Below are 20,878 nucleotides of genomic sequence, written 5' to 3'. Positions count from 1 at the left end.
ACCTGATATGGTTTTGGCAACCGACCGCGCCAACCACTTTTTACGAAAGTTGAAAATTTCTTGGTTCGAGGTCGCCGTCCTGGAGCGCGTCGAGGTTGTTGCACTTGCGAGAGACTGCTGCGTGGACGGTTTCTTCGATTGTGCCGCGCGCGAAAATAAGGCGCTGCAGGCTCTTGGAAAGCCCGCCAGCGCGCCACACACGTCCGAGGACCTGCTTCAGCGTCTTGGCGTTGTAACCCGGAGAAATGAGGGCCAGACGCGGATGGCGGCCGGTTATGTCGTGGAGGTCGAGTCCAAGGCCGCCCGCCTCAGCAATGCAAACGATGATGCGCGACCGGTCGGACTGAAAAGCAAGCCGGTTGGCCTCCCGCTGCAACGAGCCCTGCGGACCTATCTGGGAACCGTCAATGAAGCAATCAGTGCCCAACCGTCTGCATATCTCCTGCAACGTGAGCCGGAAATTGACAAAGATTGCGACGGACATCCTCTGGGCAATTGCGTCCTGGGCCAGGTCGACGAAAGCAGGCACCTTGAGCAGCTCGACCTTTTGGCGCTCCGCCATTGCAAATTCGTCCGTGAAGTATCGGTCAGTCCGCTTTTTTAGCTCCGCCAGCGCCTCGGCCATTTCGGCGTAGATTGCATCGACCTTTTCCGGATTGTCGATTTCGCACAGCTCCGCGGTGATCTGCGTCTCCGGGAAAAGGTCGCCCAGGTCTTTAATCCGAACCCGAACCCCCTTGTGCGGGTAGAGTTGTGCGTGGATGCGCGCCATTTCTACCGGGCCGCCGATAAACTCCGGGCCGGTGCTGGTCATCCGCACGCCGTAGTCGCGAGCCCAATCGAGAAAATGCGTTGGGTGCGGGTTGCGCAGGGTTGGCTTGCTGTCGCTATCGTGGAGGCGAAGCAGATAGCCGAGCGCGTCCATTTCCAGCGGCGTGTCGGCGAGCGTGGCGGACATCGCCAGGGCCGGAATACGCTGCCGCCGTGCGGCCCTCATCAATTCCGCGTTGCGCGGCGGCTGTATGACTCCGTTCACCCGCTTGTTGCCAGAGGCTTTGCAGCGGTGCGCTTCGTCGATGACGAGAAACTTGATTCCCGGGTTCCAGCCGAACCATTCCGTTGGATGTCGGGAGTCACGAGGATACCAGCCTCCGTAGGGTGTATTGCCTGCACGCAGCTTCTCGATGTTGAGAACGTCCAGGTCGATGCCTTGAGCGGCGGCAGTGCGCTGCCATGCGGGAATGACGACTTTGGGGCAAATCACCAGGGTCGGTGGATTACCCAAACGTTTGACTGTCTCGACCGCGACGAGCGTTTTGCCGGTGCCGGTATCCGATCCATCAACTGCCGCGCCTTCGCGCGGAATAACCTGCAACAGGTGCTGAATCGATTTCTCTTGCCAGGAGTGAGGAATTAAAGGTCCCACATCATGACATGAAAAAACCCGACCAGTTTGTCAACCAGTCGGGTTATTTCTTTTTCCTTGGCGTGAACCGACTTATAAGCCGGTCAAAAAAGGTGCGGACACTGGGTCTGCCGGGTCGTGGGGCTCCGGCATGTTCAACTCCTGGAACCCGCGCTTCACGAATTCCTGACGGGCTCTTGCCAGCGCTTTGCTTTCAAGCTGCTCGATGGCCTGCCTGCTGCAGCCGCACCATGCGGCGATCTCGGCAGCGTCGTAGCGCACACCAGGTTCTGCTATCGCAGTTAGGAGCTTCAGACCGAATTCGATGTCGTCGGACTTCTGGCGGCTCTTCACAGGCCGCACAGCTCCCGCATCTTGTCGTGGAGGTCCGCCGCGGTGCCGTCGTTCTCGACGACCGTGTGGACAAAGCGTTTCATTCGAAGGTAAACTAACTGCTCCCGCTCCCATTTCGTGGCTGGGCCAACTCCAGGGCGTCGGATTTCGACAATGAGACCGCCCTGGCGGACCCACTCCTCGGCTTCCTTGACCCGGACGAGGCGAGTGTTAACGCAGCGGTCCGGCAGATTGGCGAAGAACTCGCGGAAGATATTGTCGTAGTTGTCCTCACCCCAGGACTCCAGGGTGCGGCGGATAAGGGGCTTCAGGGAACGGTCTTCAGTAAAAGCGGAAAAGCCGAGGTGCTTTTTCACCAGGTCGTCGACCTGGGCCTTGATCGAATCGCCGAAACATCGGCGTTCGAATCCGGCTTCAATCAGGGGTTTTGCAGCTTCGTCTTTTCCAGCTCCGGCGTAACCAGCGAGGGCGATCAATTTCTTCACGCCCATGATATGGTGGGCGTGTCAACCGCGGCGCTGAACTGCGTTCACCTTCTCGAAATGATGTCCGGTCTCAGCACCAAACCACTCTGCGAAAAATCCGCCCGCGAACAGGTGGAGTTTGACAACACCTGCAGCTCGCGGTCTTTGATGCGGTATCTCATTCTCGCCCTTGGCCTAACACCTCGCCCTGCATGAATGCCCCGATGACAGTCAATCCCGCTCCAATTTCCTTGTTAGACAGGACGGCGTCCACCTGCTCGTCTACGTGTTGCTCCGTTAAAGTCCCATATCCAAACTCACGAAGTTGCTTGGTTTTAGCCTTAACATAGGCTTCCCGCGACACTTCTATCGCAGGTCGGTCCTCGATTTTTACGCGAAGTGTCTTCACTTTTTGGTCACTCATAAATCTCAATTGCGGGCGCTTCGACCTTACAGCTCGGCCAACCGAATGGCGAGAGCACTTGCACCGTCAACCCACGCGGCACGACCGGCGCAGTAATCGCGACGGCGCGCTCACGCATGCCGCGGGCGATCTCGACTACGTCGCGCGGGTCGGTGCGGAACCGGTAGGCGTGGCACAGGCCGCATTTACCTGCGCCAGCCGGGAGCATGCTCTGGCACTGGTCACAGACTTTGAACTTCTCAGGGTGCGCTATGAACTCGGCACAGCGAGCACGGCGTTGTGTCAAAAGGGTTTGTTGGAGCTCGGGATTCATTGAACAGTTGTTTCAGTATTTGAAAAGTCTTCACCAGCGCCAGCAACGACAGGCAAAAGCACAGCGTGGATATTGCCCAGGTCATCACAGGAGGTTGCGCAAGTTGTAGAGCAGATTGTGGCTCACGAGCGGATGACCGTCCTTGACGTTGTTTACTCTCTCTAACTCGCGGACTGCCGCGCCGAGTCCGGTCTTGAGCGCGCGGATTGCAGCGCCCGCACTCTGGTTGTAATCGATCCCCAGCTCGCGGTGGACTTCGTCGAGCTCGGCCATCAGCGCGGTCAGGTTTGCGCACTGGTTAATCAGCGTCGCTGCATGGTTGCGCAGGGCGATCAAAAAGACGCGGTCAGACGGGCGGCAGGACTCCAGCACGACTGCGCCGCCGTAAAACTTGTCACACTCCTCGCCATAGGGGCCGGGATTGTGGCCCGGTGTAACTACCGCGCCAGTTCCGCTATGCCCCTCCAGCCACGGGGCAGGCGTCGCCGCTGCTTCCAGGCGCTTCAGCTCCTGGAACGCTTTGTCCGTCGCCTCCAGGTGCAACTTGTCCAGGGCTTGGTGTGTCGATTCGTTCGTCATGTGTTCTTGGTTTTCGTCCTGCATTTAAAAATCCTTTGTCATGGTCGAGCACTTTGCGCAGCGACCGGTAGCTGAGTTTTTCCAAAACGAGGTTGGCTGCTCGCACCGCCAGCGGTCGCGAAGGGGCGACCGCAATCGTCAGCCCGGTTCGCTCGTCCACGATGAACACCACCGGGCCATCTCGGTAGGTAAACAGCGACAGCTTCAACCAGCCGGGCACGTTTAAACGCAGTCCCCGCACAGGCCACCAGCGCAGCGGAGACTCGGGCGTCTCGCGCCGCAGGGCGTAATAGACTTTGTGCGAGGGCGCGCGCATATCAGCAGAACGGAGCGACGGTCTCGTTCACCGTTGTCATTTAGCATCTCCTTTCAGCAATCCGAGACCCGCAAGCGCCTCCATGGTAGACTTGCGATTGCAGTTCACGTAACCAACTCCATCCCACCGCTGGATAACCCCGCATCTTTGGCACTCGCGCCACACGATAATCCCAAACGGTCTGTCACCAATCCTTGCGATTGTTTTGCGCCGATGAGCGCCAATCGCGCAAAGCAATTTCCCGAACCACGAAAGCGCGCCGTTCTTGCTCACCGTTGCGCTCATAGCGTTTTCCCCACTCGCACGTCGTTGCTCTTCCGATGAATCTCCCGAGCCACCCAGCGGTTGAACGCCTCGAAAAGACGCTCCTTCCCCTGCCCCGTCAAAAAGCTCTCGCCCGCGTCGGGTTCTACCTGGCCCAGCGGCGCATTAATGACCGGCGCTTCCAGGCTGCGCAGCTTGGCTTCGATCTGCGCCTCAATGTTCTCAAGAAACTCGGTGCTCACCCGCTCGAACTTCCCGTTACGAGCTTCCCGGCTGACCTTCAGGGCGTGGCGTTTGATGGCCGCTCGATTGAAGCGGCCATTGTTTCGTGTCAGAGTGTCTGGACTTTCATTCATATTTGAAAAATACCGGAAGCAGTGTTTCTGTCAATACTGAAATATTTACGGCGCGAAAGCCGTATAGCGCATTAGGAAGAGGCGTTTGGCGCTGCTCGCACCCAGCGGCCTGATTGTGCCGGGGTCCGGTGGATAGTCGCGCAAGCGGCCCCAATCGTGGCCAGTCGACCGAAGTAAATCCCGGCGCTCCGTCATTAGCGCGATGTTGTCCGCCCGCTTTACTTCTGCAGGAATCTCCAACGGCAGACAGAATTTTTCTGCGATCACCTCCCACAGCCGCTGCTCGGCTTCGAGGTAGACGCCGAGCTGATACTTGAGGGGCCGTATCACGTCACCTAGGTAGGCTTCCGTGGCGTCGTGCATGAGTGCGCAGAACGCATGCTGCGGGCAGAGCCTGCTGACGTGGACCGAATGTTGAGCGACGCTGTAGGGCACCACGGTCGCGCCGCCGAAACGGTTTATTCCGGCCAGGTGGTGCGCAATGTCCTCAATGCAGATGTCGTCGGGCCGGGGGTCCAATGGCCAGAACTGACGGCCCGAGTAGGTTTGGAACCAGTCCCCGCGGCGGCTCTTCGTAGGTCTCACATATACGATGTGAAAATTCGAGCAGCATTCGCCAACCAGTTTTTTAAAAAACGACAAAAAAACCGCCAGAGGTTGGCTCTGGCGGTTCAGGTCACCTGCAGTCAGTGCTCTGATCTCAGTCGGGAATCACGAAATACTTGGCCTTCTTGATTGCGAGCTTGCGACAGTCCTCGGCGTCCGGCGACTGCACGAGCCATTCGACCAGGTGCCCTTTGCTGACTCCGGCTTTCTTCGCCAGCACGGCCCAAGGTCCCGGCTCGCCCTTCTCGCCAAGGGTCGACGGGCGAACGCTGATTGTTGTATGGACCTTTTTGTTGTCCTTCTTCGGACGACCCGGGTTGTCCAACCGGCGATCTCGTTTCATTCGTTGTTTAGTGGGTTTGCTGCGCTTGCGCGCACGAACACGAGTTCGCGGCATTCGTGCCGCAGGTTCAAGCAGAATATTCGAATCCTTCATAGATTTTTGACTTTCCCCGGCTTATGGACGCGAGTAGCCTCACTTTTCTAGGCTGCTTTTTCGTCAATACTTCCTGTAATATTTCCCTACAGCGCGACACTAAGCACGTCCTGATTTTGCGTCAATATCAAAAAATACGGGTGACGGGTCCGGCCTTACCGAAACCGAGGCTCCGGAAATCTGCCTACGCAGTTCAGACTTCCAGGCATGCTCCTGGGCGCGGGAAAGAGGCTTCCCGCCGATCTGCACGCGCCGCCTGCTGAGCATGAAGACGCAATGGCCTATTGGGCAGCGGCGCATACCTTCCCGTCTTCCACGACGAACACGCCGACGTTGACTGGCACCGTTGCAGGGCATTCACCTACAATGGTCGCCAGGATGGTTTTCTTCTCGCGCTCTGCGCGCTGCACGAACCCGAAGATGCTCTTACCCAGGGACTCCGCGCGGTCGATTAAATCGAGCCCAAAACCTTGGGAATAGAGCGACGAAAGGTCGCTCGATAACTTCATCACTTGCGAAGTCGAGAGCATGCCTGCCTCAGTCCCCTCATAGATGAAGTTCCCACGCTCATCAAACGCGAGCCCCGGAATGCCGCACGAGTCGGAGATGTCCTTCAGCCGGTTAACCTTTTCCTGGCGGATGCCGCGCAGCTTTGCTTCCAGCTCGGCAAGCTGGCTTTCATCAGTTTTGCGAGCTGCATCGCGCTGCACGTTCTTCCGATATTGCTCGGCGCGCACGTTGGTTGCGGCGGCCTGCGAAATCTCTTCATCCAGTTCGCAGGCGTTCGGCGCGGCAGGCAGCGCCAGGGTTGGCTCCGCCAACAGCGGTCGCTGTTTGTTCTCCGCAAGCCACAGGCCGATCTCCGTCACTTTGTCATTCGCGTTCTTGAGCGCGGCTTCAAGTCGCTTGATCTCGTCGCACCAGGCTGACAGCGTTTCGCTCGTCTTCTGAAAAATTCTATTGTGCTCTTCGCGCTCCCTGTTGTCAGCGCGAACAGCGGCCAGTTCGGCTTCAAACTCCACTGTGAATTTCCGAATATTTGCATCGTGCGCGTTCTGAATCTCGGCACGCTTGCGACGCAGCTCCGTCACGTCGACCGCTTCGACCGGCGTCAGGTCGATTTCACCATATCCCTTCAGCTTGGCGCGCAGCTCCCGGGCCTGCTCTTCACAGCGGGCGGCCTCGGCGTCGATGTCGGTCGTGTCGACGTGGAACAGTTCGGCAAAGTAGCGCTTGCGCTCCAGTTCCGTTTTGTTGCGAAGAAAATCCTGGTCGAGCAGGAAGGGGTTGAGGAACTTTTCGATCTCCGCTACGGGTTTAGCGACCGGCTTGCCGTCACGGATAAAGACTACGGGACGCGACTTAGTCGTGCCGTCCTTTGCCCGGTATAACTCGCGAGTGATGGAACCGTTGTCGAAGGTCAGGCACACGGAGCCCTCGTCAGTGCCGTGGCGGAGAATGTCCGAAGGGAACGACCCACCGAACACGAATCGAATCGCGTTCAGAATTGTCGTCTTGCCCTGCTGGACTTCTCCGTAAAACAAGAGCAGCGGCTTGTCGAAGTTAACCGAGATTGACTCGATTTTCCCGATGTTCGTGATGGTCAGATTTTTAACTTGCATAAAATTGGGAGTGCCGGGGCTCGTCAACCGCGTTTCACATCAATGGCGTATTTGCGCGCTGCATCTTGTCCAGTCCTTTGGACAGCCCCGGCAAAATTGTTTCAGAGCCCGGCTTTGGCAACCGGCCGCAGAAGGCGGTCGCGGTTGGTCGTCTCTAGTTTTAACTGGGGTAGATTCAAACTAATCTGTTTCAATTAAAACCTGTTTTGCTTAATACAAACACCTATTGAAGCGCCTAGCCCGACACACGCGAACGGGTCAGGCGCTTTCTCGGGCGACATGCCCGAAACTGGCGGAGGATTCGGTCCCTTCCCTCCCCACCGGGTTATTGGCTTACCCGCGCCCAACCACTAGCGCGGAGCCTCCATAAAATTGGCGGCACGATAGGGTAACCCACCCACACCAGCTCCTGTTGCATTCCTCGTAGCGCGTGCAACCGCGCCCTCGATTTACCAGTCCGGCCTCTAACCGGTTCGTGCCATAAAATTCTTGCGACTGCTTTAGTCCAGTCGCCAGACCTGCGTTTTCGTCTCCGCGCCGGTCGATTCAGACAGTTACCTATTACTCCACAAGACGCAGAACTTGGCAGGATTCGAACCTGCAACTACCGGTCGAAAAGGTGCCTGCTCACGTCATCTGTTATTCTCTCAAAAGAGTCAGACCGCTCCGCAGCAGGCGTGTTTGGGCCGGGCTGTTAACCCTCCTCCCAAAATTGGTGGATGTGGCAGGACTTGAACCTGCGGCGACACTTCCCGGGGAATCGCCCGCCCCAACTACTCACACGTATTTCACAGGATACGTCCCGTTTCCTACGAGCTTTCCTATCTACGCACACCCAAAAGCTTTCAAATTGGTGGACCGTATCGTGGCCCGCTACGCCGGGTTTCTACCGGCTCCGATCTTGCAATCGGAGTTCGAAAAACCGGGGGCGTTCGAAGCTTATGAGGCTCCGAATCCGAGTTAGCAGCTCTTCGCCGACCTTTTGCTAAAGGGTGCGACCGCCCACGTGGATAGTGCGCTTATATCGCGCACAAAATTATCAAAGAACTGAAATCGGCCCTCGGTGTTTCATGAGGCTCATTCACCAATGCCCGTCCACGCGTCTCGCGTGTCACCATGCCGAGGGTTGTTAAAACTACTCAGGAATCGCGCCGGGCTCGGCGTCGACGACCTCGACAGCCGCCGGAGGTTCTGCCACGTCGGGCACTTCCACAGGAGCAACGGGCACTTCCACGGGTGCCGCAGGCACGAACGCGTCGCGCGACTTATCGAACCAGCGCTCGATGGTTTTGTATTGCGCGCCGGTTACGCCGATCTGGCCGGTGGCCCACTCGCCATTTTCGAGACGACGCCAGCCGACTTGCTCCAACACCTTTCCGGCAACGGCTTTGGATTCGAGTTTCAACTGCGCCAGCAGCCCAGCGGCGAGTGCGTCATGACCGCCCGGCGCGCATGCGTGGAGGTGGCCTTCAGGCGACAGGAAGCCGTCGCGAGTTTCGAGGGTGACGGTGGATGGAGTTACGCTATTCATATTTTGTAGGATGGTAAATTGACGAGAGGGGGATCAGCCGTTTTTCCGGAACCAAAAGAGCCAGAGGACCGACCAACCCAGAAAGATGACTGCGAGAAAGGCGAGCACGATTGCCCATCCGAGCCACAGAGGCGCGAGAACCCAGGCCCACGACCAGTTGATGACCCCGCACAGCTTCAGGGTGATGAACACGATTGCCAGGATGCCGGGAAACCCAACGCCGATTGAACCAATCGCGATTTTTTTCTCAGAGGGAGAACTCATATACTTGTGATCTGTTGAGAATTTTCGTCGGCGTCAACCGGTTTCGAAACTTTCTCGAAACCGGTCGACCGATTGCGTTTAAACCTCGGTCTCGCGGCCTTGGTATGTGACCTTCCTCGCGCCAGCTTTCAGTTTGGGCTTCGCGGCCGTTGCCTTGCGGATGATGGCTTCGTTTTCGTTCGCGGGCTTAAGCCCAGCCTTCTGGCGAGCTTTGAGCGCCGCCTGCTCGTTGATCCGGTGGATTGTAGGTAGTCCGTGCATGTGTCCTTTCAGTGGTTTGTTCGGGGTGTCATAAAATTTCAGTTACAACTTGATCTGTTAATCCAAACAGAAAACGTCAACCGGCTTTTGAAAAAAGATCGTAGACTTCGTCGTCAAGCGGGTTCTCAATATACGGAAGCTTCAGGTCGAATTCCTCGTGGTCATCGAACCACGACACGCCGTGCCCCAGCGACTGCATCGCCAGGTAGTGGCCGAACTGGCTCAGGTAGGTGTAGCGCGGGCGTGCTGTGTCCGGCAGCTCGACGTCTTCGAGCAGTTTCTCAAAACTCACGCCGTCCGCCCGGCAGGCCGCTGCCAGGATGCATGCGAGCGACGTCCGGTTACACTGTTCAATGCGCCCAATGAGCCGCCAGGCATGCGCCAGGGCATTGTCAGGAGTGGCAGGAGCCACGTCCATCCAGTCCGCGCCGCCGCTTGCGCCAGGGGCGTCCAGCTCGCCCGACTCGACGGCGTCAGCGTAGGCGGTCACGAAAAGTGTGCGGGCGATTTCCGCGGCGATAATAGTTTCGACAGGGTGCATATCAGATTCCGGTTAAGTGTCCGTTCGGCCACAAATATCGGACGCGGGCCTTTTGGTAATCCGCTGCCGCAAACCCCGCCCGCGCGAATGTTCGGAAGCGGCGCGCCTTGGCCAGGAACCTGGTGGTGCCCCCGCCCTTGGCGAGGAAGCGGGCGGGCGTCGGCCCTTTGCCCAAATACGCCTGCCGCTGCGGCGACAGCTCCACGACAAACGCGACATGCTTCATAAATCAGAGGGTTGCGAGGAACGCCGCCAGTTTGCGCGCCTTGTCGAGCGACAGTGATAGGCTGAAGCTCGCGCTGTCGCGGCTGACATCGACTGAGCCGTCCAGGTGGTCGAGCCGGATGTGCCGCTTTAGGTGCGTGCCGTGGGCGTTACCGGTCGCGACGGAGTTGAGCTTGGCGGCCAGCGCCGCAGCCGTGGCGTTCGTTTCGTTGATATACGCTTCGTGAGCGTCGCGCGCCTCCCGGCAGCGAGCTAAGGCTGCCCGGTAATCCGGCAGGAACCGGCGCTCGATGTCCTTCTTGATCTGTTCCGGCGACTTGTTGGCGTCCACCGTGATCGACGGGGTTTCGCACTTCGGGTTCCATAACCGGCCAGGATAAAACTGCTCGTTGTCGTGCTCGATGCGGGAAGACAGATAGCGCCCGCTGATGTTCAGCCGGTTCTTGTGGCGGTCGTAGCCAATATAAAGCCCTTCATCCCCGCCCAGGCTCAGGTAGCGGACGTGGCCTTCGTCGTCCACCACCAGCTCGGAGCCAGGGAATTGAGCGGCGACGGATTTGATGAGGTTCAGCGCGTGTTGTTTTTCTTCTGCGTATGTCATGGCGTGAGAATGGGGTCTGGAATTGTTTTCGTCAATACTTAAATATGTATTCGTGAAAGAAAATTTTTAAGCTCCACGAAGTAGCTTGATAGCGGCCTGAAACTCTTCAATGCGGGCATCAAAATATCCGGGGTCCGCAGTGCAGGCGCGACGTAGCGCACAGTCCTTGACCTCCTTCTGGAGAGCCTCGATCACGTTGCCGAATCGGGGCGGGTTGCCGCCAAACGTCCCGTCGCAATACTCGCACCCCTCCCCCGTCTTCGAGGGAGTGAACCCTTGGGACGAGCAAACACCGCAGCGCACCCGCCAGATCGCGACCGGATACGCAAAGCGGCTCGGCACGTCACCCAGGCGCGCATCGACCAGGTGCCCTTCCTGGTAGGTGCAGCCGGGGCCGATGACCAGCGCCGTGCGGTGCCCGCACTGGCTGGAACTCATGTCCAGCACCTCGAAGCAGACCACGGCGTCCGCGCCGGGGAGCTTCGACTTGACTTTAAGAACCTCGTGGACCGATGGGTCGAACAGGTCCAGGAACTCGTCCTCCGTTAACTCTTTGATTTCTCCACTGATGTTGTTTCTCATAGTGCGTTTAAACGGGTTGTGCTACTTCGGGCCGGAAAAAGTGTGCGGGCGCTTCCTCGCCAAACTTCCCGCGCCAGTAGAGACGAAGGAAATCGTCGCTGCTGCGCAGGCCGTTATCCCAGTGCTTGACGAAAGTCGGCGGCGTAATGCTCCAAATGCAGCCCGGGTTCTTGACCCGGCTGATTGGGAACAGGCCGCAGTGCCGCGTGCTTGCCTGGCCGTGCTCGAAAGCAAAGCCGTTGGTGAAGACGTAGCGCTTGCCGGACCAGCCGCCGAAGCCCCATGCGTTGTTGGTGTTGACGTCCTCGACGCGAACAGGCGCGCCCAGGCGATCAGTGAGTTGTGCAAGAATTCGTTTCATGAGTTTGTCCATCGGAAATACGCGGCCGGGTCCAGCCCGTTGCCGTTGCAGCTACCGCAGGTGATGTAAGAGCGCCGGTCGATCAGGCTCCTCCGCCGGGCGCGACGGGTGGCATCCACATCGCAGCCCGTGCCCTTGCAGTCGGGGCACAAGTGGCCTTCCGTCAGCGGTGCGGGCAGGTATTCAGTCGTCATGGGAGCGAGAATAGCGGGTCTGCACTTTCTGTCAATACTTTAATATTTTATTTCGCGCCTTCTTGAAACGCCGATACTCCCGCAAGACGCAGGGCCAAGTGTATGCGTCACTGGCCCATCCCCGCCTAATGGCCTCAAAAAATTTGTTCGCTTCGGTCGTCTCCAGAGGACACAAAGGTCCCGCAAGCCATTGCAGCGCCGCCATTTTTTCCGAGAACTCCGGTGGCCGTCCAACTGTTTGCGCAGCTCCGGATCATCGGCCTTTTTGATGCACTCACTTCCGACGAAACTCTGTTTCCCGTCGGCGGCGACTATGTGGTGCAGATATCGAATCCTCGTCGAGCAACGCATGCACTGCTCGGACAGGTCGCCCGTGTCCGTGACGATCTCCAGCGTGTATGGCGGTGGCCCGAGCCCGGCTACTTCGAACGGGTGCATAAACGTGCGCGCAGCGTCCGGCATTGCTGAACGGCCTTCTTGCTGTAGGGCCGACGAAAACATCCGCGCTGCCCTACCCTTCGCCAGCACACCCTGCCCTCGACGTCCTTGAGCGGGTGCGCCTTGATCGCTGCCGAAAACCGACTGCGCTCTTCCGGCGACAGGCTGGGCGGTGCGTGGAACAAGAGACGGGTTGCGAGCGACGCGAGACGCGCGCAGGTGTCCGAGTGCCAGGAAAACTTTGAGAAAATCCTCATGCCGTCGCCTCCAGCCACTCGACGGTGAACCCGCCCAGGCCCCCTTGCAGGCCGAGCGATCTGGCCTTCCGCATTGCCGAACCCACAAGGATATAGCCGGGAGTTTTGGAGCTTGCCACGCCGACACAGAAACACACGGACTCTCCAGCCGAATTGCAGACGCGCACCCGTCGCTGCTCCTTATAGACGCGAAGACTGGCCTGCCGGTCGCGTCCCCGGACAGTCCGCAAACGGTATTGCTTCTGGAACTCCCTCAGGGTTCGGACGCCGCGGTCCCACCACCCGCAGAACTCTGATACCGAAAATCGCCATCCATTGTTGAACCCGCTTCGAACCATTTTGAAGGGCAGTTCCCCCGCCCCCGGCATTACGGTAACGCCCCTGTCAAAAACTATCTCACCGGGGAACTCGTGCCGGACGCCCTTCCATGAGCCGAAGTTGCGGTCCCAACGGAAGTGGGACGTGTCCCAGTCTTTTGGTCTCGACGGACCGAGCCTTGCCTCAAGTTCCGCGAGTTCCGCGAGTTCCGCCATCTCGGCGCTCCCCTCGTTGACATTCTTGTAGGCCATAAATTCAGCTCGTGGCAGTGCGCGTGCGGCGGGCTGCCCGGTTCACGTAGTTAGGCTGCCAGTGACGGATTGGCTCCGGCTGGTTAGTCGCTGCGCGGAACTCGTCACCGGCTGCGTGGGCGACGGAGTGCGGTGACTCGTGACCGGCTTCGAGTGCCCGGTCGAGTGTGAAGGATTCGATTGCTGTGGTGATTTCAGTTAGGGTGTGCATAAATCAATTGCGGCTATTTTGTTCGCGTAGCTCAGCCGACACCCGGCGGCATTCTTGCGTCAACATTCGCGCAAGCGCAGGAGCCTCTTGGCGCACGAAGGCGCATGCAGCCTGCCATTCCTCTTCAGTCAACGGCTCGTCCGCTCCTGGCGGTAGCTGAACGCCACGAAGAACCTCAGTTTTAAGTCTCTGGGCCAGCCCCGGTCCGCCGATGATTTCAAGCAGATAGTAGGCTATGTCGATTCTCTTTTTGGGAGTGTTAGTGGTTTTGTTTTGCATAAAATTCAGAGGTAGAAGAAAAGGTAACCCGCGGACGCGTGCGTCCAGTAGATGCCGGGCTCCTGGCGGTCCGTCCAGTGGTCTCCGTATGGAACGGCAGCGGTTTCTTTTTCAAAAACCAGAGCTGTTTCAGCCGAGCCCTGGTAAGGTGGCGCTGTCCATCCGCGAAGCTTCCACCCAGGACGCACCACGTAACCCTGCCTGTTGAAATACGTGCCGCGTCTCAGAATCACGGTGTCAACAGGCATTACACCGCCAAGGCAATTCTCATGGTTGAGTTTGTGCGAGGGGAAGCGCCGCTTGAACAACTCGCTCACCGGCCTATAGCCTGGAAACTCTTCGACGGACGGGGCGGACTGGGATTTAGTGGGCATAAAAATTAGGCGGGGCTCGCTCAGAAAGCAGCTTCTAAAGCTTTTAAAAGCGCGTCCTGGCCCACGTCTTTGAAAAGCCTTTTCAAGAGCGTCTGGGGCTTGGGTTTATCGTAGGAGAGCCCTAGCGAATCCGCATATTTGAGGCACGCCTTCCGTTGCTCAGGGGTTAACTCCACCACGTAGCTTACTTTTACTTTGTGCGCTTTCATTCGGTGACGGGATTCAGAGGCAAAAAATTCGGGAGAGCTTGCAATCTCGGCACTCACAGCGAACCACGGCGCGCAGCATGCGGGCTGCGCCCATGGCGGTGTCCTCGTGGACTGCGTGGACGACGTCGTCGCAGGTGCGCCATCCGGACTTCAGGATAACCCAATAGCCGTCGCCGCTGCTCTTCTCGTTGCCGACCTCCAGGACCTTGTCGGCGTGCCGCTCGCACTCATCGAGCAGCCCTTTGGGAATGTGTCCGCGTGTCGTGAATTTGCTCATAAAATCAGGCTGCGTTGCGTTTGTTGCGGGCGACGATCTCCTTGGCGTGGTAGGCCCGCTCCCACTGCGTCAGGCCCTTCTTGGTGCCGCCGCAGATGTCGATGTAGAACCCCCGGACGCGCTCGCTGGCGCGACGATAGGAGCACTTCGGGCTGATGAAGCACTGGACCGTCAGGCTCGACCGGTCCCAGGCAACCTGGGAGGCGACTTCGATCACGACTTCGACCGTGCTGCCGAATGGCCTGACTTCGATCTTCGGCTCGTGGCCGAGGCTGCGCACGTAGGCGATGAACTTTGCGGCCCGGGACTTGGCCGGGACTTCGAGTTTTTGTTCAATGACGTTTTCCATGTGCGCGAGAATAGGTGATGAATCTATTTTCGTCAATACGTAAATATGTATTTAGTGAAAAATCTTTTGCAGCCTCACGGCAGCGCCCCCTGCGGGCCGCGAAAAGTCTGCCTGCCGTGCCAGCGCAGATACGCCCGACGCAGGCTCGGGTCCAGCACGTTGACTTGCCCCCAGGTGCGCGCCTGGCAGTCTTCGACCGGATACCACCACACGTTGCCGTTTTCGAGCTTCACGGGAAGCATGGACGGGTCGGTCTGCTCTTTCACAACCACGCCGAAACCCTTGTATCGTGCGGAGTAGACGCGCACCGGCTGGCCGGGTTTAAACAGTTGGTTGCGGATTTCGCGCAACGCCCACGAGGCGTCCCTGAGAGTGGACTGTGCGGCCTTGTAGCTGATGACGGCGCGCCGGAGTTCGGGTAGCAAGGTCATGATTATTGACGGGGTGCGATAGAAGTTGCCACCAGGACAGCGCAGTTGAGCTCATGGTCGGGCTTGTGAATCGTGCCCCCACCCCGCGAATAGTCCACAGCTTGCTCCTTGCCGCAGAACACGCACTCCACCACGTCCCGACCGCTGCCGAGGGTGTATTCGCGGGTCCAGTGTTCGAGAACGGCCTGAGTCACAATCCGAAGGTCGTCCCTCGACACCTCAATGAGAGAGGGTTCGATTGATCGGATAGTTGCTTTCATGATTCGAGTTTTTTGATTTGCACTTCGGAGTAACCCAGGCGGCGCAGGAAATTGCGCGCCTCGGTCTTTGTCATGCCGCCTGCGATGGCAGCGCCTGCGATGGCAGCGCCTGCGTCGTGCATCGCGAGCGTCTGCAGCGCGATGCGCTTTTGATGACGTTCAAAAACAGAGAGCTTGGTCTTCATGAGCGGATCAAAAAGGTGTATTCGAGCACGTCGCCCCCGAGCTGGGTAGCGTCATTACTGCGGGCGAAATGAGCCTCTTCAGAACAGTCCACCGGGCTCGGCAGGTTGTGCGACAGCAGCCAATAATCAATGCGACTGCTTTCCCCGTCTTCGAGCCCGCTGGCGTCGCCGTTAATCAGGTAGCTCGCCCAAGACGCGGGCAAGGTGTAGGTGACGGGCTCAAGCTTCGATTCACGCGAAGACTGCGCGCCGCAGTTGCGGCAGCGGGAGTGAACCCGGTTTCCAAGGCAACCCAGTTCCACCAGGTCGCCACCACAGATAGAGCATTCAGCGTTCATACGCGCCTCAAGCTTCGAGCGCCACGAGCTGCGCGGGCAGCCGGGCCAGCAGGGTTTTCTGCGCGTCCAGGCGCTGCTTCAAAAACTCCCGGCGATGCAGCGGGCGAAGGTTACTGAGGTTGGCGTCCGGGTTGACCTCGAACCGGCGCAACACCTGGGCGACAGACTCAGCCGAGTAGCAGATTGCGCCACAGCAGTGATCGGCCAAAAGGTCCAAGGAGCGGAAGGCACGCACGCCGTTCTCGACTGTGACGACGACCGGCAGGCCCCGGAAGTCGGCGACCAGGAGATAGGGCGTGCCGTCGAGCACGGGCCGGTCGAGCTGGCGTTGGATGTCTGCGATTGATGCTTCGATTGATTCGATGATGGCTTTCATAAGTGTTCGTGTTGAGGGTTAAAGGGACTTGATTGCTTCGTTGAGGAGTTCGGCGCGCAGCGCCACACAGCCCTTCGGGGCGATGAAGCCGGAAGGCACGTAAAACGGGCGGCGGTCGGCTTGCGCCTTCAGCACGTCGGCCAGAGGTTTGAACGCGCGGGACGACACGCTCTCGACGCAATAGAGCTCGCCGCCGATGCGGTAGACCGCTGCTTCCTGGGAGATGTCGAAGGGCGAGTTCGGATTGTTGCGCCGAAAAAGGTCCGAGACGCCAGCCCAAATCGCGCCCGCAGGCTTCGGGTAGTAGCGCTTGCCGTTGGCTGCCTGGTAGGCGGCGCGCACAGAGCCGTGGTTGTCCTGTCGGACCCAGAAGATAGGGAGGCTGGCCATAGCAGGTTACGAGTTGAAGGCCACTTCCGCCACGCCGCCGAAAAATCCGCCCCGCTCCTTGGCGATGGATTGTCCGAGCACCCGGGCGCAGTCGACCGGGTAGTGGTAAGGCCCGTCAGAGAGCACCACGACGTCGTTGACGAGCACTTGGACATTGCGCCCGGAGTAGTGGGCGACCACAAGGGGCTTGCCAAGTTCCTTGGCTCGAACCGCTGCTGGCAGAAAGATGTTTCTCATGTGCAAGAGCTTAACGGCGTCAATATTTTCGTCAATACTTTTTTAAATCTTTTTTGAAGCGAAGAATCCCCAATGTTTACGGGTCAAAATCGGCATCATCGAAAACCCAATGATACCGAACCCACAAAAGCCACAGGCAGCAGGCCGCGAAGGCGAGGAAACCGACCGAGAGAAGAACCAGGAAGAGCGTCCACATACTCAAGAGGCTTTGGGGTTGGCATCTTTTCCAGGCCACGAAATCAGGTGCCAGGGAGCCACAATGATCGCCTGCACATCGTCGACCGGGATGGCCACGGTATTGACTCGGTCGTTGTAAAGGTCGGGACGTTCGGCGACCTGGGCAGCGGTCAGCCGGTTGGCGTAGGCCAGGTCCCGCGTGAGCATGCCCACCCCAGGACCCTGGAAGACCGCGAAACCATCACGAGGGGAATCCCGGAGCGAGAGAACGAAGAACCAGTTGCGTGGTGCGGGCTTCGTGTCGGGTGTTGCAGGCTGCCGGTCAGGTGTTGCCGAGTGCGTGTAACCGGCGACCGATAACGCGAAAAGAGCGACGAGGCACAGAATGGCGAAAAAGGCTTCCATGGGTCCTCCTTAAAACTTGGCACGGACTAAGGCAAGATACTCCTCGGTCTCGTAGTAGACGTAGCCCCTGGAGGGTTCTTCGACCTTTCGCAGGTAGCCGAGGCGAAGCAGCGATTCAGCTAGGCGGACTGATTCCGAGGGCTTGCCCCAGACCCACCCGCAGCCGCGGTAGTAACGACCATGGCGACCGAGTGCCTGTAAAAACAGGAGCTGTGTTTTTCCGAGTTTCTTTCGTGAGATCATAGTGTTGTCATTGGGTTAACGTTTTGCTGGATAGGACAGATCGGGGCTTCGAGTTCCTTGTGCCACTTAGACCGAGATATGCAGTCGAGCTGGCCGGTGGCCGGGTTCTCAGAAAACTCGAAAAAGTGAACCTCGCAGCACGCTGAAAACTTGCCATGCTCGCAGGTGATGATGGCGCTGCGCCTGTTGCACTTCGGGCAAAAGTCGGTGTTCTCCAACGCTTCCGCAGTGACCATGGCCAGGTGGCGCTGGCGAAGCGGGCTCATGCCCAAAACCGCTGCGACGTGATTGACTTGCCTCATCAGGTTGCCGAAGGCCAGTCGCACGTCGTCGATTGTCGGCTGGTTGCCACCCCTGATGTGTGGCGTGTAGCGGGTGATGGCATCAGCGACTTTGGGTAACGGGCTGACGGCTGCGTAGTTCCCGTTGAAGGCTTCCGGGAAGTTGAGACGTGTGAAGCGGCAGTCGAGACCGGGTGCGGAAAAACAGATGACCGCGTTGTCGTAGACCCGGGCAGCTTCTTCGGCTGTGGCGTAGGAGCCGAGATAGATGAGCTTGCCCTTGGCCGAGTAGTGGACTTTGTAGGGCAGTGCCCGTGACCCACTTGGGTAGACGCCGACAAAATTTTGTTCGTTCACATAAAGGATATGGTGAAAAGGGCTACCGGCTGCCAACCAGTTTTTTTGAAAGGATCTTTTGGAAGCCACAAAAGGCCGAAAACAAAGGGAAAAGGGCAGAAAAACAGCTATGATAGAAAGCCGCCAGACTCAACTTTAAGTTGGTCGGTCCGGCCCTTTTTTTGGCTCTTACACTACTCTCTTACTTTTAAGGGGGTCGCGTATATAAAACAGGGTATAGATCGAAGAAAAGGTGCCGGATCGACCAACTTAAAGTTGAGTCCAGCCGCTTTCTATCATGCCTCCTTTTTCCCCTGAATCCCCAGGTTTTTCAGGCTTTTCCGCTTTTCAAAAGACCTTTGCATGACGCTGCGTTTAAACGGCTCCTGGCGAATTTCGCCCAAACTGGTTGGCGGCGGCCTGTTCCGGCGCTCATATTAGGGAAAGGACAATGAAGCCCCGACAAAAACTGTTCGAGACCGCCCCGACCGCCGCCCGGGACCTCCGCAAGAAGGCCCAGCAGAGTTTGCGAGCGAAGTCCCGTCGTGAGTGGAAAGCGAAAGCCCAAGCCAATGGCCCTGCCTCAAGTCAATAAAAACGCGCTCGACGTTGCGCAGATTTTTCAGACCTACGTTGCCTTCAACGGCGACGCAGGCAAGACCGCCCTGACACTTGACATCGACGTCGAGACGGTGCGCGACCTGGCCAGCGCTGAACATTGGACGGACAAAGTTCGCGAGTGGAACAAGCTGCGCGAAGGCGACCCACGCAACACGCAAATCCAGATCAACCGTGCCGTCAATTACGTCCAGGCCCATCGTGCGCGTGCATTGCTCGACAAAGTCATTCAGCACTTGTCCCAAGGCGACGCTGAAGACCTGGTTGATCGCCTGACGGTCAACACCAAGTTCGGCCCTGAATTCAAGACGCGCGCCCTGACCGACCTGGTGAAGGCTATGGAGGCTTGCCAACTCATGACCCAACGCGCACTCGGCGACACCGCTGAAGAACGCCCCACGAGCCAGGAGGACGGCAAGGGCTCGAACGTGGCGCTCTTGGTCATGAATGCGATGAATGCCGCTGAGTCTTCCGGTCTTGATTCTGTCGCCTTGGTGCGCCAGCAGCTCGCGCAAGAGTCGGTCCCCCAGCTCCCTCCCGCTAAGTGACGCTCGACGAGTTCCACGCCTATCACGCCGCCGAGCTGCGACGCTTTTTCGTCGCTCGCTTCGGCCGCGGTTGGCAGCGTCGTTTTTGTGAACGCGCCGGGCTGTCCGTGTTCCCTCATTGCGCCAAGGGCGAGAGTGTGCCCCCTGCCCCAACTTTGCGAAAACTTGAGGAGGTTGCGCGCTCGCTCGGTTGGCGTCCGAAGATCACGTTGACTAATGGTGATATTCCGGCATTCGAGCGAAATCGGGTTGCGAGGTTCGAATCATTAGTAACTCGCCTATCTTTAGCAGGCTTCCCGACCCGAGAGATCGTCCAGTCCGTAGATGTTTCGCCAGGCAGATTTTGCCTAGTTCCACGAATTTCTTGTGTCTGGAATCTTTTACAGCACAAACACAGGCATGCACCCAGAGGCACTGATGTTCTCCCCCTAGCAATCCGAGGAGAACCAAGCCCAGAGCAGAGGACTAATGGTCCTCTCTCCTCTGATGAGCCGAACCCGATAACGGTAAAGTCGCTGCTGGAGGCTCCTGCCTTGGTCTCGCCCCTTCCCCCGGCGGCACCTGCACCCCCGCCACCGACCCCCACCCGGACGGGGGGCGAGCCGACCCCCGCCATTTCGCTCAGTCCTCGCCGCGCGGTAAAAATTGTCTATCGTGAGAAGCCTTCCTTATGGGACAGAGCACCCAAATTCTCTCATCGTCGGAACAAGTTGTTCATGTTTTCGCGCACGATTCGACGGCTGGTGAAGGCGCTCGATAAATCCACAGAACTCTCCTTGGATGCCCGGCTCCGAGTCCTCTCCCGCACGGCCCGGCAGATCGACGGCGTCATCTACCACTGGGAGAACAGCAGAAAACTGGCAGACTGCGAAGACATCGGTTGACGACCGGGGGTCTAACTCAACAGATCATGTTAGTGATGGCTCAGTAATTCCGCGGAGCCGCGCTCCGTAGGAGTAACATGAGAAGACGCTTGTTGAGTTTCGTTCTGGCCGCATTTTTGGTTTTCCCCGTCCTGGCGGAGATTTCACTCGAACCCAAAACGGTGACGCTGCTTTGGGACCCCCACCCGCAGGCAGCGGAGGTGACCATCGTCGTTTATCACTCCACTGACCTGCTCACCTGGGAGAAGGAAGTGGAGGTCCCCGGCACCCAATCCAGCGTCTCCTTCGAGGTTGTCCCCGGGGCGCACTACTATCGCGCGACCGCGAAAAACTTCTGGGGCGAGTCCGATTTTTCAAATGTCGCGAGCACTCCGAGCCTGCCGGTCGCGACGAGTAATTTGCAAATCCGGCTGGGTAATTAAAGAACCGGTTGACGTTTAGTGCGCCGATTCTCATATCGAATTTAGAGAAGCGTGTGGTGAGACGAAGTTAAAGAACAATGCTTGC

The 20,878-nt window shown here is 58.3% G+C and carries 39 protein-coding genes; 5 read left to right on the top strand and 34 right to left on the bottom strand.

The features are described from left to right. Positions 1-40 precede the first annotated feature (40 nt). From VEH04_17105 to VEH04_17090, 4 genes are all read right to left on the bottom strand, one after another. Entirely contained in the window at positions 41-1,426 is a 1,386-nt protein-coding gene (locus tag VEH04_17105) for a hypothetical protein (GenBank protein ID HYG24500.1), read from the bottom strand. A gap of 72 nt (positions 1,427-1,498) precedes the next feature. Next, a complete protein-coding gene (locus tag VEH04_17100) occupies positions 1,499-1,759 on the bottom strand; it encodes a hypothetical protein (GenBank protein ID HYG24499.1) in 261 nt (86 codons plus the stop codon). Then, on the bottom strand, positions 1,756-2,244 hold the full coding sequence (locus VEH04_17095) for a hypothetical protein (GenBank protein HYG24498.1): 489 nt from the start codon (positions 2,242-2,244) through the stop codon (positions 1,756-1,758). The genes VEH04_17100 and VEH04_17095 overlap by 4 nt, the downstream gene beginning before the upstream one ends. 157 nt (positions 2,245-2,401) lie before the next feature. Continuing rightward, on the bottom strand, positions 2,402-2,647 hold the full coding sequence (locus tag VEH04_17090) for a hypothetical protein (protein ID HYG24497.1): 246 nt from the start codon (positions 2,645-2,647) through the stop codon (positions 2,402-2,404). A 58-nt stretch (positions 2,648-2,705) separates the two neighbouring features. On the opposite strand from VEH04_17090, the gene VEH04_17085 reads away from it, so the two are divergent. Next, positions 2,706-2,963 carry a hypothetical protein gene (locus tag VEH04_17085; GenBank protein HYG24496.1) on the top strand — a complete coding sequence of 86 codons (258 nt, stop codon included), beginning with the start codon at positions 2,706-2,708 and terminating at the stop codon, positions 2,961-2,963. 81 nt (positions 2,964-3,044) lie between these two features. Here VEH04_17085 and VEH04_17080 read toward each other — a convergent pair whose 3' ends face one another. The 14 genes from VEH04_17080 to VEH04_17015 all read right to left on the bottom strand — a co-directional run bounded on the left by VEH04_17080 (position 3,045) and on the right by VEH04_17015 (position 11,699). Then, positions 3,045-3,539 (bottom strand): hypothetical protein, encoded by a 495-nt coding sequence (locus VEH04_17080; GenBank protein ID HYG24495.1) that lies wholly within the window; start codon positions 3,537-3,539, stop codon positions 3,045-3,047. Positions 3,540-4,136: 597 nt separating this feature from the next. Beyond that, positions 4,137-4,475 carry a hypothetical protein gene (locus VEH04_17075; GenBank protein ID HYG24494.1) on the bottom strand — a complete coding sequence of 113 codons (339 nt, stop codon included), beginning with the start codon at positions 4,473-4,475 and terminating at the stop codon, positions 4,137-4,139. Between the two features lie 45 nt (positions 4,476-4,520). After that, positions 4,521-5,060 (bottom strand): phosphohydrolase, encoded by a 540-nt coding sequence (locus tag VEH04_17070; protein ID HYG24493.1) that lies wholly within the window; start codon positions 5,058-5,060, stop codon positions 4,521-4,523. Positions 5,061-5,175: 115 nt separating this feature from the next. After that, entirely contained in the window at positions 5,176-5,424 is a 249-nt protein-coding gene (locus VEH04_17065) for a hypothetical protein (GenBank protein HYG24492.1), read from the bottom strand. 374 nt (positions 5,425-5,798) lie between these two features. Further along, entirely contained in the window at positions 5,799-7,166 is a 1,368-nt protein-coding gene (locus VEH04_17060) for an AAA family ATPase (GenBank protein ID HYG24491.1), read from the bottom strand. Between the two features lie 1,108 nt (positions 7,167-8,274). Then, positions 8,275-8,670, bottom strand: coding sequence for a hypothetical protein (locus VEH04_17055; GenBank protein ID HYG24490.1), 396 nt, complete (start codon positions 8,668-8,670; stop codon positions 8,275-8,277). 33 nt (positions 8,671-8,703) lie between these two features. Beyond that, a complete protein-coding gene (locus VEH04_17050) occupies positions 8,704-8,934 on the bottom strand; it encodes a hypothetical protein (protein ID HYG24489.1) in 231 nt (76 codons plus the stop codon). A gap of 78 nt (positions 8,935-9,012) precedes the next feature. Then, positions 9,013-9,195 (bottom strand): hypothetical protein, encoded by a 183-nt coding sequence (locus tag VEH04_17045; GenBank protein HYG24488.1) that lies wholly within the window; start codon positions 9,193-9,195, stop codon positions 9,013-9,015. A 76-nt stretch (positions 9,196-9,271) separates the two neighbouring features. Continuing rightward, complete coding sequence (locus VEH04_17040) at positions 9,272-9,736, bottom strand: hypothetical protein (GenBank protein HYG24487.1); 465 nt, start codon at positions 9,734-9,736, stop codon at positions 9,272-9,274. Position 9,737: 1 nt separating this feature from the next. Beyond that, positions 9,738-9,962, bottom strand: coding sequence for a hypothetical protein (locus VEH04_17035; protein HYG24486.1), 225 nt, complete (start codon positions 9,960-9,962; stop codon positions 9,738-9,740). A gap of 3 nt (positions 9,963-9,965) precedes the next feature. Continuing rightward, a complete protein-coding gene (locus VEH04_17030; protein ID HYG24485.1) occupies positions 9,966-10,562 on the bottom strand; it encodes a hypothetical protein in 597 nt (198 codons plus the stop codon). 66 nt (positions 10,563-10,628) lie between these two features. Further along, on the bottom strand, positions 10,629-11,144 hold the full coding sequence (locus VEH04_17025; protein ID HYG24484.1) for a hypothetical protein: 516 nt from the start codon (positions 11,142-11,144) through the stop codon (positions 10,629-10,631). Positions 11,145-11,151: 7 nt separating this feature from the next. After that, positions 11,152-11,505, bottom strand: a complete 354-nt coding sequence (locus tag VEH04_17020; protein ID HYG24483.1) for a hypothetical protein — start codon at positions 11,503-11,505, stop codon at positions 11,152-11,154. Beyond that, positions 11,502-11,699, bottom strand: coding sequence for a hypothetical protein (locus VEH04_17015; GenBank protein HYG24482.1), 198 nt, complete (start codon positions 11,697-11,699; stop codon positions 11,502-11,504). Before VEH04_17015 ends, VEH04_17020 begins: the two co-directional genes overlap by 4 nt. A gap of 222 nt (positions 11,700-11,921) precedes the next feature. Here VEH04_17015 and VEH04_17010 point away from each other — a divergent pair, with 222 nt between their 5' ends. Then, the gene (locus VEH04_17010; GenBank protein HYG24481.1) at positions 11,922-12,167 is read left to right on the top strand and encodes a hypothetical protein; all 246 of its coding nucleotides are present in this window, start codon (positions 11,922-11,924) and stop codon (positions 12,165-12,167) included. 223 nt (positions 12,168-12,390) lie between these two features. On the opposite strand, the gene VEH04_17005 is transcribed toward VEH04_17010, so the two are convergent. The 16 genes from VEH04_17005 to VEH04_16930 all read right to left on the bottom strand — a co-directional run bounded on the left by VEH04_17005 (position 12,391) and on the right by VEH04_16930 (position 18,411). After that, on the bottom strand, positions 12,391-12,963 hold the full coding sequence (locus tag VEH04_17005; GenBank protein ID HYG24480.1) for a hypothetical protein: 573 nt from the start codon (positions 12,961-12,963) through the stop codon (positions 12,391-12,393). 4 nt (positions 12,964-12,967) lie between these two features. Further along, on the bottom strand, positions 12,968-13,174 hold the full coding sequence (locus tag VEH04_17000) for a hypothetical protein (GenBank protein ID HYG24479.1): 207 nt from the start codon (positions 13,172-13,174) through the stop codon (positions 12,968-12,970). 3 nt (positions 13,175-13,177) lie between these two features. Continuing rightward, the gene (locus tag VEH04_16995) at positions 13,178-13,453 is read right to left on the bottom strand and encodes a hypothetical protein (protein ID HYG24478.1); all 276 of its coding nucleotides are present in this window, start codon (positions 13,451-13,453) and stop codon (positions 13,178-13,180) included. Positions 13,454-13,458: 5 nt separating this feature from the next. Next, a complete protein-coding gene (locus tag VEH04_16990) occupies positions 13,459-13,827 on the bottom strand; it encodes a hypothetical protein (GenBank protein ID HYG24477.1) in 369 nt (122 codons plus the stop codon). Between the two features lie 20 nt (positions 13,828-13,847). Further along, positions 13,848-14,036, bottom strand: a complete 189-nt coding sequence (locus VEH04_16985) for a hypothetical protein (protein ID HYG24476.1) — start codon at positions 14,034-14,036, stop codon at positions 13,848-13,850. Positions 14,037-14,049: 13 nt separating this feature from the next. Further along, positions 14,050-14,313 carry a hypothetical protein gene (locus VEH04_16980; protein ID HYG24475.1) on the bottom strand — a complete coding sequence of 88 codons (264 nt, stop codon included), beginning with the start codon at positions 14,311-14,313 and terminating at the stop codon, positions 14,050-14,052. A 4-nt stretch (positions 14,314-14,317) separates the two neighbouring features. After that, positions 14,318-14,662 (bottom strand): hypothetical protein, encoded by a 345-nt coding sequence (locus tag VEH04_16975; GenBank protein HYG24474.1) that lies wholly within the window; start codon positions 14,660-14,662, stop codon positions 14,318-14,320. Between the two features lie 74 nt (positions 14,663-14,736). Then, complete coding sequence (locus tag VEH04_16970) at positions 14,737-15,093, bottom strand: hypothetical protein (GenBank protein ID HYG24473.1); 357 nt, start codon at positions 15,091-15,093, stop codon at positions 14,737-14,739. 2 nt (positions 15,094-15,095) lie between these two features. Further along, positions 15,096-15,353 (bottom strand): hypothetical protein, encoded by a 258-nt coding sequence (locus VEH04_16965; protein HYG24472.1) that lies wholly within the window; start codon positions 15,351-15,353, stop codon positions 15,096-15,098. Continuing rightward, a complete protein-coding gene (locus VEH04_16960) occupies positions 15,350-15,538 on the bottom strand; it encodes a hypothetical protein (GenBank protein ID HYG24471.1) in 189 nt (62 codons plus the stop codon). Before VEH04_16960 ends, VEH04_16965 begins: the two co-directional genes overlap by 4 nt. Further along, positions 15,535-15,876 carry a hypothetical protein gene (locus VEH04_16955; protein ID HYG24470.1) on the bottom strand — a complete coding sequence of 114 codons (342 nt, stop codon included), beginning with the start codon at positions 15,874-15,876 and terminating at the stop codon, positions 15,535-15,537. Before VEH04_16955 ends, VEH04_16960 begins: the two co-directional genes overlap by 4 nt. 7 nt (positions 15,877-15,883) lie before the next feature. Beyond that, entirely contained in the window at positions 15,884-16,252 is a 369-nt protein-coding gene (locus tag VEH04_16950; protein HYG24469.1) for a hypothetical protein, read from the bottom strand. Between the two features lie 18 nt (positions 16,253-16,270). Next, the gene (locus VEH04_16945; protein HYG24468.1) at positions 16,271-16,642 is read right to left on the bottom strand and encodes a hypothetical protein; all 372 of its coding nucleotides are present in this window, start codon (positions 16,640-16,642) and stop codon (positions 16,271-16,273) included. 6 nt (positions 16,643-16,648) lie between these two features. Beyond that, the gene (locus VEH04_16940; protein HYG24467.1) at positions 16,649-16,879 is read right to left on the bottom strand and encodes a hypothetical protein; all 231 of its coding nucleotides are present in this window, start codon (positions 16,877-16,879) and stop codon (positions 16,649-16,651) included. A gap of 198 nt (positions 16,880-17,077) precedes the next feature. Beyond that, complete coding sequence (locus tag VEH04_16935; protein ID HYG24466.1) at positions 17,078-17,461, bottom strand: hypothetical protein; 384 nt, start codon at positions 17,459-17,461, stop codon at positions 17,078-17,080. A gap of 239 nt (positions 17,462-17,700) precedes the next feature. Further along, positions 17,701-18,411, bottom strand: coding sequence for a hypothetical protein (locus VEH04_16930; protein HYG24465.1), 711 nt, complete (start codon positions 18,409-18,411; stop codon positions 17,701-17,703). Between the two features lie 482 nt (positions 18,412-18,893). Here VEH04_16930 and VEH04_16925 point away from each other — a divergent pair, with 482 nt between their 5' ends. From VEH04_16925 to VEH04_16915, 3 genes are all read left to right on the top strand, one after another. Then, on the top strand, positions 18,894-19,487 hold the full coding sequence (locus VEH04_16925) for a hypothetical protein (GenBank protein ID HYG24464.1): 594 nt from the start codon (positions 18,894-18,896) through the stop codon (positions 19,485-19,487). Positions 19,488-20,203: 716 nt separating this feature from the next. Beyond that, the gene (locus tag VEH04_16920; protein ID HYG24463.1) at positions 20,204-20,371 is read left to right on the top strand and encodes a hypothetical protein; all 168 of its coding nucleotides are present in this window, start codon (positions 20,204-20,206) and stop codon (positions 20,369-20,371) included. 77 nt (positions 20,372-20,448) lie between these two features. Continuing rightward, on the top strand, positions 20,449-20,793 hold the full coding sequence (locus VEH04_16915; protein ID HYG24462.1) for a hypothetical protein: 345 nt from the start codon (positions 20,449-20,451) through the stop codon (positions 20,791-20,793). Positions 20,794-20,878 lie beyond the last annotated feature (85 nt).

This window comes from Verrucomicrobiia bacterium, from assembly GCA_035629175.1.
Classification (GTDB): Bacteria; Verrucomicrobiota; Verrucomicrobiia; order Limisphaerales; family DASXHY01; genus DASXHY01.
This window is presented reverse-complemented; position numbering and strand designations above follow the sequence as displayed.

What these genes read in the sequence shown, in the direction of transcription:
- VEH04_17090 (HYG24497.1), bottom strand. Translation starts at nt 2,647, where the DNA reads ATGAGTGACCAAAAAGTGAAGACACTTCGCGTAAAAATCGAGGACCGA.
- VEH04_17080 (HYG24495.1), bottom strand. Translation starts at nt 3,539, where the DNA reads ATGACGAACGAATCGACACACCAAGCCCTGGACAAGTTGCACCTGGAG.
- VEH04_17075 (HYG24494.1), bottom strand. Translation starts at nt 4,475, where the DNA reads ATGAATGAAAGTCCAGACACTCTGACACGAAACAATGGCCGCTTCAAT.
- VEH04_17065 (HYG24492.1), bottom strand. Translation starts at nt 5,424, where the DNA reads ATGAAACGAGATCGCCGGTTGGACAACCCGGGTCGTCCGAAGAAGGAC.
- VEH04_17055 (HYG24490.1), bottom strand. Translation starts at nt 8,670, where the DNA reads ATGAATAGCGTAACTCCATCCACCGTCACCCTCGAAACTCGCGACGGC.
- VEH04_17050 (HYG24489.1), bottom strand. Translation starts at nt 8,934, where the DNA reads ATGAGTTCTCCCTCTGAGAAAAAAATCGCGATTGGTTCAATCGGCGTT.
- VEH04_17045 (HYG24488.1), bottom strand. Translation starts at nt 9,195, where the DNA reads ATGCACGGACTACCTACAATCCACCGGATCAACGAGCAGGCGGCGCTC.
- VEH04_17040 (HYG24487.1), bottom strand. Translation starts at nt 9,736, where the DNA reads ATGCACCCTGTCGAAACTATTATCGCCGCGGAAATCGCCCGCACACTT.
- VEH04_17035 (HYG24486.1), bottom strand. Translation starts at nt 9,962, where the DNA reads ATGAAGCATGTCGCGTTTGTCGTGGAGCTGTCGCCGCAGCGGCAGGCG.
- VEH04_17030 (HYG24485.1), bottom strand. Translation starts at nt 10,562, where the DNA reads ATGACATACGCAGAAGAAAAACAACACGCGCTGAACCTCATCAAATCC.
- VEH04_17025 (HYG24484.1), bottom strand. Translation starts at nt 11,144, where the DNA reads ATGAGAAACAACATCAGTGGAGAAATCAAAGAGTTAACGGAGGACGAG.
- VEH04_17020 (HYG24483.1), bottom strand. Translation starts at nt 11,505, where the DNA reads ATGAAACGAATTCTTGCACAACTCACTGATCGCCTGGGCGCGCCTGTT.
- VEH04_17015 (HYG24482.1), bottom strand. Translation starts at nt 11,699, where the DNA reads ATGACGACTGAATACCTGCCCGCACCGCTGACGGAAGGCCACTTGTGC.
- VEH04_17005 (HYG24480.1), bottom strand. Translation starts at nt 12,963, where the DNA reads ATGGCCTACAAGAATGTCAACGAGGGGAGCGCCGAGATGGCGGAACTC.
- VEH04_17000 (HYG24479.1), bottom strand. Translation starts at nt 13,174, where the DNA reads ATGCACACCCTAACTGAAATCACCACAGCAATCGAATCCTTCACACTC.
- VEH04_16995 (HYG24478.1), bottom strand. Translation starts at nt 13,453, where the DNA reads ATGCAAAACAAAACCACTAACACTCCCAAAAAGAGAATCGACATAGCC.
- VEH04_16990 (HYG24477.1), bottom strand. Translation starts at nt 13,827, where the DNA reads ATGCCCACTAAATCCCAGTCCGCCCCGTCCGTCGAAGAGTTTCCAGGC.
- VEH04_16985 (HYG24476.1), bottom strand. Translation starts at nt 14,036, where the DNA reads ATGAAAGCGCACAAAGTAAAAGTAAGCTACGTGGTGGAGTTAACCCCT.
- VEH04_16980 (HYG24475.1), bottom strand. Translation starts at nt 14,313, where the DNA reads ATGAGCAAATTCACGACACGCGGACACATTCCCAAAGGGCTGCTCGAT.
- VEH04_16975 (HYG24474.1), bottom strand. Translation starts at nt 14,662, where the DNA reads ATGGAAAACGTCATTGAACAAAAACTCGAAGTCCCGGCCAAGTCCCGG.
- VEH04_16970 (HYG24473.1), bottom strand. Translation starts at nt 15,093, where the DNA reads ATGACCTTGCTACCCGAACTCCGGCGCGCCGTCATCAGCTACAAGGCC.
- VEH04_16965 (HYG24472.1), bottom strand. Translation starts at nt 15,353, where the DNA reads ATGAAAGCAACTATCCGATCAATCGAACCCTCTCTCATTGAGGTGTCG.
- VEH04_16960 (HYG24471.1), bottom strand. Translation starts at nt 15,538, where the DNA reads ATGAAGACCAAGCTCTCTGTTTTTGAACGTCATCAAAAGCGCATCGCG.
- VEH04_16955 (HYG24470.1), bottom strand. Translation starts at nt 15,876, where the DNA reads ATGAACGCTGAATGCTCTATCTGTGGTGGCGACCTGGTGGAACTGGGT.
- VEH04_16950 (HYG24469.1), bottom strand. Translation starts at nt 16,252, where the DNA reads ATGAAAGCCATCATCGAATCAATCGAAGCATCAATCGCAGACATCCAA.
- VEH04_16945 (HYG24468.1), bottom strand. Translation starts at nt 16,642, where the DNA reads ATGGCCAGCCTCCCTATCTTCTGGGTCCGACAGGACAACCACGGCTCT.
- VEH04_16940 (HYG24467.1), bottom strand. Translation starts at nt 16,879, where the DNA reads ATGAGAAACATCTTTCTGCCAGCAGCGGTTCGAGCCAAGGAACTTGGC.
- VEH04_16935 (HYG24466.1), bottom strand. Translation starts at nt 17,461, where the DNA reads ATGGAAGCCTTTTTCGCCATTCTGTGCCTCGTCGCTCTTTTCGCGTTA.
- VEH04_16925 (HYG24464.1), top strand. Translation starts at nt 18,894, where the DNA reads ATGGCCCTGCCTCAAGTCAATAAAAACGCGCTCGACGTTGCGCAGATT.
- VEH04_16920 (HYG24463.1), top strand. Translation starts at nt 20,204, where the DNA reads ATGTTTTCGCGCACGATTCGACGGCTGGTGAAGGCGCTCGATAAATCC.
- VEH04_16915 (HYG24462.1), top strand. Translation starts at nt 20,449, where the DNA reads ATGAGAAGACGCTTGTTGAGTTTCGTTCTGGCCGCATTTTTGGTTTTC.